The sequence below is a fragment of the uncultured Porphyromonas sp. genome (genome assembly GCF_915070105.1).
In the GTDB taxonomy this organism is placed as follows: domain Bacteria; phylum Bacteroidota; class Bacteroidia; order Bacteroidales; family Porphyromonadaceae; genus Porphyromonas.
Window position 1 is genome coordinate 1 of record NZ_CAJZFJ010000061.1, and the last position, 13,098, is coordinate 13,098.

The 13,098-nt window shown below is 52.8% G+C and carries 11 protein-coding genes; all 11 read left to right on the forward strand.

Going from position 1 to position 13,098, the window contains the following annotated elements; genetic code table 11:
* Positions 1-999: 999 nt before the first annotated feature.
* A complete protein-coding gene (locus QZ554_RS06665; RefSeq protein WP_297195239.1) occupies positions 1,000-1,872 on the forward strand; it encodes a DUF4919 domain-containing protein in 873 nt (290 codons plus the stop codon).
* 15 nt (positions 1,873-1,887) lie between these two features.
* Positions 1,888-3,648 carry a single-stranded-DNA-specific exonuclease RecJ gene (recJ, locus tag QZ554_RS06670; protein WP_297195241.1) on the forward strand — a complete coding sequence of 587 codons (1,761 nt, stop codon included), beginning with the start codon at positions 1,888-1,890 and terminating at the stop codon, positions 3,646-3,648.
* Positions 3,649-3,693: 45 nt separating this feature from the next.
* Complete coding sequence (locus QZ554_RS06675; protein WP_297195242.1) at positions 3,694-5,799, forward strand: ATP-dependent DNA helicase RecQ; 2,106 nt, start codon at positions 3,694-3,696, stop codon at positions 5,797-5,799.
* A 204-nt stretch (positions 5,800-6,003) separates the two neighbouring features.
* Complete coding sequence (pheS, locus tag QZ554_RS06680) at positions 6,004-7,023, forward strand: phenylalanine--tRNA ligase subunit alpha (protein WP_297195245.1); 1,020 nt, start codon at positions 6,004-6,006, stop codon at positions 7,021-7,023.
* A 26-nt stretch (positions 7,024-7,049) separates the two neighbouring features.
* On the forward strand, positions 7,050-7,730 hold the full coding sequence (nth, locus tag QZ554_RS06685; protein WP_297195247.1) for an endonuclease III: 681 nt from the start codon (positions 7,050-7,052) through the stop codon (positions 7,728-7,730).
* Entirely contained in the window at positions 7,727-8,683 is a 957-nt protein-coding gene (locus QZ554_RS06690) for an ABC transporter substrate-binding protein (RefSeq protein ID WP_297195249.1), read from the forward strand. Before nth ends, QZ554_RS06690 begins: the two co-directional genes overlap by 4 nt.
* A 42-nt stretch (positions 8,684-8,725) precedes the next feature.
* On the forward strand, positions 8,726-9,442 hold the full coding sequence (locus QZ554_RS06695) for an ATP-binding cassette domain-containing protein (RefSeq protein ID WP_297195251.1): 717 nt from the start codon (positions 8,726-8,728) through the stop codon (positions 9,440-9,442).
* A gap of 121 nt (positions 9,443-9,563) precedes the next feature.
* Positions 9,564-10,181, forward strand: coding sequence for an ABC transporter permease subunit (locus QZ554_RS06700; protein ID WP_297195259.1), 618 nt, complete (start codon positions 9,564-9,566; stop codon positions 10,179-10,181).
* Positions 10,182-11,018: 837 nt separating this feature from the next.
* Positions 11,019-11,783, forward strand: coding sequence for an AAA family ATPase (locus tag QZ554_RS06705; protein WP_297195253.1), 765 nt, complete (start codon positions 11,019-11,021; stop codon positions 11,781-11,783).
* On the forward strand, positions 11,784-12,683 hold the full coding sequence (locus QZ554_RS06710; RefSeq protein ID WP_297195255.1) for a ParB/RepB/Spo0J family partition protein: 900 nt from the start codon (positions 11,784-11,786) through the stop codon (positions 12,681-12,683). It abuts the gene before it with no gap.
* Between the two features lie 18 nt (positions 12,684-12,701).
* On the forward strand, positions 12,702-13,098 hold a 397-nt coding region (locus QZ554_RS06715; protein ID WP_297195257.1), incomplete at its 3' end, for a DUF5683 domain-containing protein.

Consider the following 13,098-nt stretch of genomic DNA (forward strand, 5'->3'; position numbering starts at 1 on the left):
GTGTACACAACTGTATACCCACGTGTACACAACTGTATACACGCGTGTACACTACATCGCTCTAAGTATCTCCTCTCTAGGGCTCGCTCGTATGTCTATTCCTTGGGGATAATACGTAGGATCTTTAGTGGTGGGCTAAGGCTCCCTAGGATATGAAATAATCCCCCCGAAGATCCAAAGGCAGGAGTGTGCGAGCGAGATCATACGTCGGCCCTGCTCCACACCTTTACCTTGCACTCTGCCTTCTCCCTTTCACACAATATCTAGTTTGATTATTCGCTCGCCCCACCACACATAGTCCTACCCACCATCTGCGAGACCACATATAGGGGGCATCGCCACCCTGCCCCCCTCTACTTGACATAGGAAGATACTCCACCCTCACTCTCACAAACAGCTCATACATAGAGATAAAGAGAATGAACACCCCTACCACCCAAACTCTCAGTATCGAACATACCGAGAGGGGGTTAGAGGACATACCGAGAAGGCAACATAGGACTCGGTAAGAGCGCACCCGTCACCTATGTAAGGTGATGGAAGCGTTCTTACCAAGTCCTCTCTAGCGCTCTCAATATCTCTATGATTGCCCCCTCGGGAAGAGCCCTACATACCCGCCTGCTAGGGTATCTGATGGGTATCACGAAGGGTTGTCTCTAGGACTCATGAGTCCTGCCGGAGGGACAAGAGTAAGAGCTCCACTGGTATAGGCACCTAGTACGACAGAGTACTTGGAGGCTTCCCAAAAGTAGCTTATGTGGCTAGGTGATTAGGCTTGTTTAGCTTATCTTTGTAGGGCTGACCTCCAATGTCCTAGGGGCATTAGATATAGTATCTATACGATGAGATCAGTAGTACTCGTTTTGATTAGGTGATAGTGGTAACCCTATCTGTAGCCTTACCTATTGGATGAGGTTACCATCTCTAGGCAATGAGGGTGAGAGTGCCCTCTGAGTGTGCCTAGTCACACCTAGTATTATAGAAAGTGAAGACTGTAGAATGAAACCAATATATTCGAAGATAGCCCTACTAGTCGTAGGCCTAGGAGTAGCGTTTACCCCACCTCTATATGGCAGCTCAGCCCCTCGTCGCAAGAAGACCAAGACGACGAAGAGCAGTAGCAAGACTAGCAGTTCGTCTAAGAAAGGCAAGGGGAGCTCCTCCCGCAAGAGTTCTCGCAGTCGCCGTGGCTCCCGAGCTCGTGTGTACATGCCCACAGCGGAGCAACTAGAGCAGATGCGCCTCGACAGCATCCGTCTACGTACAGGTGGCGCAGAGCCCATACGCCAAGCCAGCCAGCAGACCACCCAGCAGATGGAGCTACTGGCGACACGTTTCCGCCAAGCAGATAGTACTCTGACACGCTCTGAGATCAAGGAGCTATACTTCGCCACAGATGAACGTGCCGACACGGAGTCCTTCCTCAACAAGATCGAGCGAGAGGCCGATGAGCTGATCAATCAGAAGAAGCTATCAGAGGCTCTACAGGTCGTACAGCAGGGACTATGGCGCACACCGACACATATCGGGCTGATCAAGCGTGCCTGTGACCTATCCCTACATCTGAAGAGCAATCGCTTCGACAGCTATATGTACCAGCTAGTAGAGCTCCTCAGTATGCTTGCCCATACGGGTGGGAATACCCTCACGAGAGAGAAGGCTGTATCGGTACGCTCTGCCTCCGACGCTCTCCTCTTCGAGATCCACTGGAACGAGACCCCCCGTGAGGACATTCTCTCTACCCGTGAGGAGAAGGTAGATGGCAAGACCTACAGCATCATCACCATCAGGACAGGTAAGGGCCGTGAGGATCACTACTACCTCCTGAGCTCTACCTCTGCATCTGCTACACCTCGTACCACAGCTCGGTAACCAAACAAATAGACGATGAAGCCTAGGCGGTGGGTACTCCGCTCCTATACGGAGCATGAGCAAGAGCTAGCGGCAAGTCTCACGCAGCAGCTGGGGCTATACCCTGCTGTGGGACGACTACTCGTGGCACGAGGGATCGGGACACCAGCAGAGGCAGAGGGCTTCCTCCATCCTTCGCTAGAGGCTCTGCACGACCCGTTGCTCATGCAGGATATGCCCCTAGCGCTCGATCGACTCGAGCAGGCGATCAGTCGTGGGGAGCGCATCCTCATCTACGGAGATTACGACGTCGATGGGACGACCGCTGTCGCCCTACTCTATCGCTACCTACGCTCACACTGTCTCTCAGAGGATCACCTCGCCTACTATATCCCAGACCGATATGAGGAGGGCTATGGTATCACGAGGCAAGGGATAGACTATGCCCACAGCATCGGAGCTGGACTGATCATATCGGTAGATACGGGTATCAAGGCACATGAGGAGATCCGCTATGCCCGAGAGCTAGGCATGGACTTCATCATCTGTGATCACCATACCCCCGATCCCCATCTCCCCGCTGCGACGGCCATCCTCAACCCCAAGAGACAGGACAATACCTACCCCTTCACTGACCTATCGGGGTGTGGGGTTGCCTTCAAGTTCATGCAGGGATTGGCACTGCGCCGCTCCTTACCCTTCGACACCCTCCTACCCCTACTGGAGCTACTCGTGCTAAGCATTGCTCAGGATCGTGTACCCATCCTAGGGGAGAATAGGATCCTCACCTACCACGGACTACGCCAGCTGAATAGCTCCCCCTCCATAGGCATCTCCTACCTCATGAAGCAGGGCAAGATACGCCCCGATCACGTAGATATGGCTAGCATATACTACGAGCTAGGGCCACGTATCAATGCCGCGGGCAGGATGGCTCATGGGGCAGAGTCCGTGAAGCTCCTCATCGCAGAGGATCAGCAGGTCGCCGAGAGGCAGAGTGCGATCCTAGATGGATACAACCGCCAACGCCAAGACCTAGACCAGGAGATGACCAAGCAGGCACTAGAGCTCGTCAGTGCCCATCCCGAACTCCTACAGCAGAGAATACTCGTCCTCTATGACCCCGACTGGAACAAGGGAGTGATGGGAATCGTCGCTGCACGGCTAGCAGACAGACTGCACCGCCCCGTGATCATCTTCGCCCGCAGTGGGGACTATCTCTCTGGCTCAGCCCGTTCATACGGAGGCTATGACCTCTATCAGGCTGTACAGAACTGTCGGGATAGCCTACAGAGCTTCGGGGGGCACATGTATGCTATTGGGATGACCCTACTACCCGAGCATCTTGATTCCTTCCGCTCACAGCTTGAGCAGTATGCCCTGACCAGCCCAAGTGGAGAGGTAGAGACGACTCCTACGCTGCAGATAGATACCTGCCTAGAGGCACAAGAGATCTCGAGGAGCTTACTGAGACAGATCGAGTCCCTATCTCCCTTCGGGATGGGGAATGAACGACCTGTCTTCCTCACAGAGCATCTTCGGGATGCTGGAGGCACACGTGCCGTAGGGAAGTGCGACCAGCACCTTAGCCTACGAGTAACAGACTACTACCAGCGCATCCGCCCCATCCACGGCTTCGCACTAGGGAAGGCATCCTATCTGCCGAAGTTGATACGACACGAAGCCTTCGCCCTATGCTATGAGCTAGAGGATAACGACTTCTATACCCAGTCCTTCCTACAGCTACGAGTGAAGGACCTATGTCTGGAGAGCGAGCTCCCAGAGCGACTACGCTAAGCCGCTTCCCCCCTCCTAGAGAGGATAGAATATACCAGAGCAAGCATGAGTGACGAAGAGCAGGAGATCATAGAGGCAGAGGGGGAGGATATAGACGCCCTACTCTCCTCCGAAGAACTAACACCAGAGGATACGACTGATCATATGCTCTGGCCCGAGGATCTTTTCGATCTACTCACGACACCTACCTCCGCCATCACTCCTGGGCATGATCCTCGGCCTGGAGTAGCGGATGCTGACCTTAGCCCTGAGGAAGTGCTGGAGCGCTACTGGGGCTATACTTCCTTTCGTCCCCTACAGCGAGATCTCATCGAGTCTGTCTTACAGGGCAAGGACACACTAGGGCTACTCCCCACGGGAGGAGGTAAGAGCATCATCTTCCAAGTACCGGGACTTATGCTCCCCGGGCTCACGCTAGTCATTACCCCTCTGATCGCCCTCATGAAGGATCAAGTAGATAGACTCCGGGCACAGGGCATACGAGCGACAGCCATTCATTCAGGGATGTCCTCGGAGCGAGTCCGCTCGGCACTAGATAATTGTCTGTATGGTCGCTACAAGTTCCTCTATATCTCTCCTGAGCGCCTAGGCTCTACCCTCTTCCGCACATGGCTAACGGAGCTCGACATATCGCTCGTCGTGGTAGACGAGTGCCACTGCGTCTGTCAGTGGGGCTATGACTTCCGCCCCTCCTACCTAGACATCCCGATCATACGTCAGGAGCTAAGCGAGGTGCCTATGCTCGCTCTCACAGCCACCGCCACAGAGGCGGTAGTGGAGGATATCATCCGAGAGCTAGCCTTCCGCCCTGGCTATACCTCACTCAAGAAGAGCTTCTCTCGCCCTAACCTCTCCTACTCCATACGCCTCTACGATGACAAGTCTGCTATGATGCGCCATATCCTCAGTCGTGTAGAGGGTTCTACGATCGTCTACTGCCGCAATAGGGATATGACACGTCAGATAGCAGAGGAGCTGAATGCCGTAGGAGTAAGTGCCACCCACTACCACGCAGGTCTGACCTATCAGGAGCGTGAGCTCCGTCAGGCTCGTTGGATGCGTGATGAGATACGTGTCATGGTCGCCACGAATGCCTTCGGGATGGGGATCGATAAGCCAGACGTGCGTCTAGTCATTCACATGACTGTACCCACCTCACTAGAGGAGTACTTTCAGGAGGCCGGGCGTGCAGGACGAGATGGGGGACAGTCCTATGCTGTAATGATCGTCTCCAGCTCTGATGATCAGACCTTAGTGCGTAGACTACGCGATACCTTCCCCGAGCTGTCCTACGTACGCCATGTGTATGACCAGATGTGCAACTTCCTCTCCATCGGGGAGGGAGAGGGGCTAGAGCGCACCTACGACTTCGACATAGAGCTCTTCATACGTCGCTTCCGTATGAGACCGATTCAGACCCGTCATGCCATAGAGATTATGCAACTCTCTGGATGGCTAGACTACCACGATGATGATAGTCGCTCTAGGCTGAAGTTCCTCATTCCCAGCTCTCGGCTCTACGAGCAGAGTGTACGCCCTGATGACTTGATCCGTGCTATACTTCGCTCCTACACGGGACTCTTCGCAGACTACGTCACCATCAGCGAGATCGACCTAGCACAGCTCACGGGCTATACTACAGATGAGGTATACCTATTCCTACTGGATCTCACCATGAAGGGGATCCTACATTACATACCACAGAAGAAGATCCCTCGGGTGTTCTTCCATATCCGTCGTGAAGAGAGCAGACACCTCAGGATCCCCTATGAGGCCTATCAGCAGAGACTAGAGCGGATGAGCGAACGTATAGGGGCGATGCGAACCTATATAGGGACAGATGACCTCTGCCGCTCACGGATGCTATTGGGATACTTCGGAGAGGTATCGAGTAGCCCCTGTGGAGCCTGTGATGTCTGTCTCAAGAAGCACCCCTCGGGGCTAACGCAGCATATAGTAGATGAGGTCAAGGTACAGCTAGATAAGCTCTTCCTCACTACAGACCTTCCCAGCTACCCTCTAGCCTCGCTCGTGGATGCCCTCCCCTTCCATCCTCTGGATGTAGCGAAGGCTGTACGCTTCTGGGCGGGAGAGCTAGAGGATGCCTTTATTCTAGACGGCCCCCACCTACGCAGGACGCTCGACAAGTAGTCTCCCCCATCCCCTCCCTCTCCCTTATCTAAAATAGAGGGCTCATCGAGGGATGCAAGGCTAGAATATTCCACCGCACCCCAGTACACAGATAAACCTTACTAGGGTGTATTAGTCGGGGATATCGACCACCACACCCTAGCTATTAGTGATAAGAAGTGCCAACTATTCACTAACTTTACGACCCGAAAAAGCGAATAACTCATGCAAGAAAGAATACAACAGCTACGTGATCAGGTAGAGGCTCTGACGGCACAGACAGCACAAGAGGTCGAGGATCTTCGTATTAAATATATTAGCAAGAAGGGGCTTATCTCCCAGCTATTCGACGAATTCAAGACCGTCCCCAATGAGGAAAAGCGACTCGTGGGACAGCAGCTCAATATCCTCAAGGAAGCTACCATCGCCAAGATCAATGCCCTAAGAGAGGCACTCTCCTCTTCCAAGGGGGAGGCTGAGGCGATCGACTGGACACGCACGGCCTATCCTGTACGCCTAGGTACACGTCACCCTCTGACCCTCGTCCAGCAGGAGATCACCTCGATCTTTGCTCGCCTAGGGTTCGCTATCGCCGAGGGGCCTGAGGTGGAGGATGATGAGCATGTATTCTCCCTACTCAACTTTGCAGAGGATCATCCTGCTCGTGATATGCAGGATACCTTCTTCGTGCGCAATACCCCTGACACACTTCTCCGTACCCACACCTCGTCGGTACAGACTCGTGCAATGCTCGGGGCGCAACCTCCTATCCGCATTATCTGTCCAGGACGTGTGTACCGTAACGAGGCTATCTCCTATCGCGCCCACTGCTTCTTCCATCAGGTAGAGGCTCTGTACGTGGATGAGAACGTCTCCTTTGCTGATCTCAAGCAGGTATTGCTCTACTTCGCACAAGAGATGTTCGGTAGCGAGACTAAGATCCGCCTACGCCCTTCTTACTTCCCCTTCACGGAACCCTCTGCTGAGATGGATATCTCATGTAATATCTGTGGCGGATCAGGCTGTAACTTCTGTAAGCACACAGGATGGGTAGAGATCCTAGGCTGTGGTATGGTCGATCCTAATGTCCTAGAGAACTGTGGTATCGATAGTCGCAAGTACTCTGGCTATGCTCTCGGGATGGGAGTAGAGCGTATCACCAACCTCAAGTATCGAGTAAGTGACCTACGTCTCTTCTCCGAGAATGATGTACGCTTCCTAGAGCAGTTTCAGGGAGCAGAGTAGTCGCCCAGTAGCTAGCCGATAGTGTCGTGACCAGAAAAGAACGCTACGATGCAGTCATTGCTTGGTTCGAGGAGTATATGCCGGTTGCTGAGACCGAGCTGGACTACTCGACACCCTTTGAGCTCCTAGTGGCGGTCATCCTCTCTGCCCAGTGCACGGACAAGCGGGTGAACATGATCACCCCACGCCTCTTCAAGCAATATCCCACGGCAGAGATCATGGCTAGAGCAGAGGTGGAGGATATCTTTGAACTCATCCGTAGTGTAAGCTATCCCAACTCCAAGGCTAAGTATCTAGTCTCTATGGCCAAGATGCTGGTAGAGCAGTTCGAAGGTGAGGTGCCTGCGGAGCGAGAGCTGCTCATGAAGCTCCCCGGTGTGGGGCGCAAGACAGCCAATGTGATCGCCTCGGTAGTCTACCACCGCCCCACAATGGCAGTAGACACACACGTATTCCGTGTAGCTAACCGGATCGGACTGACCACAAACTCCAAGACCCCACTAGAGACCGAGCTAACCCTCATCAAGTACATCCCCGAGGCTCTCATCCCTAAGGCACATCACTGGCTAATCTTACACGGACGATATATCTGTATCGCACGTAAGCCTCACTGCTGGGAGTGTGGTCTGGCTCCGTACTGCCGTTACTTCGCCACTCTGGAACGCAAGAGGAAGAAGGATTCCCAACAGACAGACCAAATAAAATGAAACCAAGGTACAGGCTCACTAGAGCTGTCCATCTCTGCTACACAGCTCTAGCGCTTGTGACAATCTTCCTCTGCTCTTGCAGTCAGGGAGGGAAGCAAACATCGGGCAATGATAGTACGATACTCGTCATCGGGGTCATGCCCTCAGTAGACTATCTCCCCATAGCCATAGCGGAGCAAAAGGGATTCTTCGCCAAGCCAATTCGCCTCGTACGCTTCTCCTCGCCTATGGAGCGTGATGCAGCCCTCCAGACAGGGGCAGTCGATGCCTCTGTGACAGACTATATGGGGGCTATGCTCCTACAGAGCAAGGGTACAGAGGTACAGCTCCCCATTGCCTGTCAGGGAGCCTTCCGCCTTGTCCTAGGTAAGAAACCACAACTCAATACCCTAGCCGACCTCAGAGGTGGCCGTATCGGGCTGTCCTCCAATACGCTCATTGAGTATGCGACAGAGCATGCACTAGTAGAGAGCGGACAGCCTATTCCCTACGAGCGAGTCGAAGTGCAGCGGATCCCTATCCGCCTCGAGATGCTCCGATCAGGAGAGCTCGATGGTGCGATCCTCCCCGAACCGTATGCCAGTATGGCTACTGCTGATGGGCTAAAAGCCATTGACCTCCCCTCGCACCTCACGAGCAATATCACAGGGCTCGTCTTCCTCTCCTCATCGGTGAAGGCAAAGGAATCAGCTCTAGCCTCCTTCCTCGTCGGTTATGATCAGGCGGTAACCTATCTCAACACCCATCCTAGAGAGGAATGGATCAGTGTCCTACAGGATCTACTGGGCATAACACCTGAGGTAGCTAGGGCTCTACCCCTACCGACCTACACCACAGCTACCCAGCCCCGAGAAGAGGATCTAATCCCCATCCTAAACTGGATGAAGGGACGAGGACTTGTCGCCCCAAACTATGAGCCTAGAGGGCTTGTTGGTCTGCAATTCACTGACTAAACTAAGTCTGACTAGGGCCTAATCAGCACCTAACCGACCACTATGAATCTCTCTCCTGCGCTACATATACAGAGCCTATCCGCCTCCTATACTAGTAGGCAGGGGAAGAAGGATCCGATACTTACCGGAGTATCAGCCTCCATCGGAGAAGAGATCGTCTCCGTCATAGGCCCTTCGGGGGGAGGCAAGTCCACCCTTATATATTGTCTATCTGGGATCATAGAGCCCACCTCTGGGAGCATCACGCTGAATGGACTCCCCTTAGATCCCAAGAGACATCAGATAGCACTCGTCCCCCAGCAGTACGGCCTCCTGCCATGGAAGCGTGTACGAGAGAACATCCTCCTGCCTCATTCCCTAGGGAAGCGTATCGTGAGCGATGAGCTACAGAGCTCGATCCTGAACACTCTAGACATACAATCCCTACTCGATCGCTATCCTAGCGAACTGAGTGGAGGACAGAGGCAGCGTGTAGCTCTAGCAAGAGCCTTCATTATGCGCCCCGACCTCCTGCTCTTAGATGAGGCATTCTCTGCTCTTGATATAGCCACTTCCGAGCGTTGTCGAGATCTCTTTGCCGAACTTTGGCAACGCTATCCGACCCCTACCCTCCTCGTGACCCATAGTCCAGAGGAAGCTACGAAGCTCACCTCCCGCACGCTTCTCATAGGAAAGGGTACCCTGCTCGCCGATCTAAGGCATCCAACAAAGGATGAGCTAACACAACACCTACTCCAGATCGATGAGGCGCTTCAGTAGACATCTCCTACAGCTACTATTCGGGGCATCCATCCTACACCTGCTATGGATAGGAGGCTACTATGCCCTACACTCAGCTGTTCTCCCTGCTCCATGGGAGGTCTATCGACACATGTTCACAATGGACTGGGGGCAACTCATCATACACACCTCTGCCAGTCTAGAGCGCATCGGATGGGGAGTAGGAATAGCCCTCATCCTCGCATGGGGCATATCCCTTACTGCTGTTCTATCGCCTCGAATTGGGAGGGTATTCTCTACCTTTATCTATTTCTCCTATCCGATCCCTAAGTTGGCACTTTTGCCAGTAGTAATGCTCCTAGGTGGTCTTGGCGAGGTGACAAAGGTCGTTATGATAGTCTTGATCATTCTATTTCAGCTGGCTGTATCGATGAGGGATGCCCTGATGACGATACCAGCAGAGCACTTTATGCTCACTCGTTCGCTAGGAGCTAATACCCTGGGGCTACTTCGTCAGGTACTCCTACCTGCAGTCCTACCTGCCTCATTGTCTGCTCTTCGGGTTGCGATAGGTACGGCCATTTCCGTTCTCTTCGTGACAGAGACCTACGGGACTACACTCGGGCTAGGCTACTATATTACGGATGCTTGGATGCGGATTGACTACCTAGATATGTATGCTGGTATTGCCCTACTTAGCCTAGTTGGGGTCGCACTCTTTATCTTGGTTGATCTAGCAGAGGTCGTGCTCTGCCCTTGGCTTCATCGGAAGAAGTAACGGCACTTTACCTCCCATACCACCACACATAGGCTCTCACCACGAGCCAAGCTATCTCCCCACTAATCATAGAGCAGACATACGATCTCACCCAGTATGCTCTGCTCTTTGGCTCTTTAGGAGGATTATCTCATCTCCGTGAGAGAGCCTTAGTCGTATCTCTAGGGGGCTAGGTATTAGCCCCGAGAGACGACCATACGAGCACCCCACAGGGAACATACTTAGAGCGCAGTTGTGTACACGCGTGTACACTGTTGTATACACGTGAGTACACTAAGGTATACACACGTGTATACTTTTCCCTCCTTTATAGTAGGAGTATGCTCGCTAAGTGTACTCCTCGGCTACTGATGTTCCTATCCAAGTGTATACACCTCATCTACTCAGCCCTCGCTCTCTAGTGATCACATGCGCCTGCCCTAATATCTATCTAGCTCTCTAGGAAATAGTGTCAAGCCTATCCAAACCACGAATACCCCCCTTCCCCCTCTTGATAAGAGACGCATAAAGGTGAATGTCTGCGAAGAAATGGGGATTCGTATTCTTCCTAACGCTATTCTTTGCCGGGGAATAATCTGTATCCAGATACCATTTGCGCTAGCTCCTCATCAAGCTAAGCTAATCGCCCGATACCATATCCCATCTACCCCTTTTAGGTGTATAGATGGGATACTTCATTATAGAGGTATTAAGCTTTATCAGTGAGGAATAGGAGCGAGAGGATGAATATATCGACAAGAAATAGTAGTTTTGGAGGTTAATTGAGCAGGCTAGTGGTCATCACAGAATAGACCATAGCTAGGTAAAGATGCGTTTAGGCAATAGAGTAATAATATAATGGGCAAGATCATCGCTCTAGCCAACCAAAAGGGAGGTGTGGGCAAGACTACTACTGCAATCAACCTTGCAGCATCCTTAGCCTCGCTAGGCAAGCGAGTGCTCTTGGTCGATACCGATCCTCAGGCAAATGCCTCCTCGGGGATAGGCATAGAGAGTGGCCAGGTCGGTAAGACGATCTACGAATGTCTATGCTCTGCCCTACCAGCCCAAGAGGTCATCATCCCTACTGTAGTAGAGGGACTAGATATCCTCCCCTCACATATTGATCTAGCTGGTGCAGACCTAGAGCTCCTAGAGCGTGACAAGCGTGAGTATGTACTCAAGGGGGTACTAGAGCCCATAGCAGACCGATATGACTATATGCTCATCGACTGCTCTCCCTCGCTGGGGGTCATCACAGTGAATGCCCTAGTGGCATCAGACTCCGTACTGATCCCTGTACAGTGCGAATACTTTGCTCTGGAGGGTATCTCTAAGCTCCTGAACACCATCCGTATCGTGCGCCAGAGACTCAATCCCAAGCTCGAGATCGAAGGCTTCCTGATGACGATGTACGACAGCCGTACACGACTGAATAATCAGATCTATGAGGAGGTCAAAGGGCACTTCAAGAGCCTAGTCTTTGAGACCGTGATCCAGCGTAATGTCAAGCTAGGGGAGGCTCCTAGTCATGGACTGCCTGCTCTACTCTATGACGCAGACAGCCGTGGCGCAATCAATCACCTACAGCTAGCAACAGAGCTCATCAATAAGAACAAGTAGATGACCAAAGGGAAGAATAAGAATGTACTAGGCCGAGGGCTAGGAGATCTCCTTGGTGGTGATCCTGAGCCCAGCACGGGTGCTTCGTCCATCCAAGAGCTTGCAATCGGACAGATTATACCTAATAGCAACCAGCCACGTCGGGAGTTTGACGAGGAGAAGCTAGCCGAGCTAGCCGCCTCTCTTCGCTCTATTGGCTTGGTACAGCCTATTACGGTACAGCAGATCAATCCAGAGCAGTACCTACTCATCTCTGGAGAGCGACGCTGGAGAGCAGCTCAGATGGCAGGACTAGCTACTCTACCTGCCTATGTACGTCCTACGAAACCCGAGGAGATCATGGAGCTTGCTCTCGTAGAGAATATCCAGCGAGAGGATCTCAATGCGATCGAGATCGCCCTAGCCTACCAGCATCTCATAGAACTCCATCACCTCAAGCATGAGGAGCTCGCAGAGCGTGTCGGCAAGAAGCGTGCGACGGTCACTAACTACCTTCGCCTCCTTCGTCTCCCTGCAGAGCTACAGCTAGGACTCACGCAGAGACTTATTGATATGGGGCATGCACGAGCCCTTCTGCAGATAGAGGACACGGAGCGTCAGATCGAGCTCTACAACCTCATCGTCCAGGAGCACCTAAGTGTACGAGCTGTCGAAGAGCTCGCACGAGCAATCAAGGAGCAGAGTACAGAGGAGGTCGAGCCTGAGCCCCAGAAGCGATCTACCCCTAGAATGGTACGACGAGAGGACTACCGTTTGTTTGAGCGGAAACTCTCTCAGGTCCTCACTACTAAGGTCACCCTCCGATGCGATGCTGAGGGGAAAGGTAAGCTCACTATACCCTTCACCAGCGATAAGGAATTGGGGCGTATTATACAGCTCCTTGAGAAGCTCCAGCATTAGCCCCCCATACTATCTCCCGTGCGTATCTGTCCCAGCCTCCTACTCAGCCTGCTTAGTCTCTCCGGATATATATCTGTAGAGGCTTCGCCTGCCGTGGATACGAGTCTGGTAAGGACAGAGCCCTACCTACCCCTAGAGACGACCATCCTTGGAAGTACCTCATTACAGCCAAGGACACCTATTCGCTATCTAGGCACATGGACAGATAGCATCCCACCCCAAGAAAAAGCAGTAGATACTCTTGCCCTAAAGCGGTCAATAGAGCAAAGCCTATGGAAGCCTCACTCTGGTAAGGCCATGCTCTGGGCTCTACTACCAGGCGGGGGACAGATCTATAATCGCAAGTACTGGAAGCTCCCAATCGTCTGGGGTGCTTTCATGGCTTGCTACTATGCTGTCTCTTGGAACCACCGCC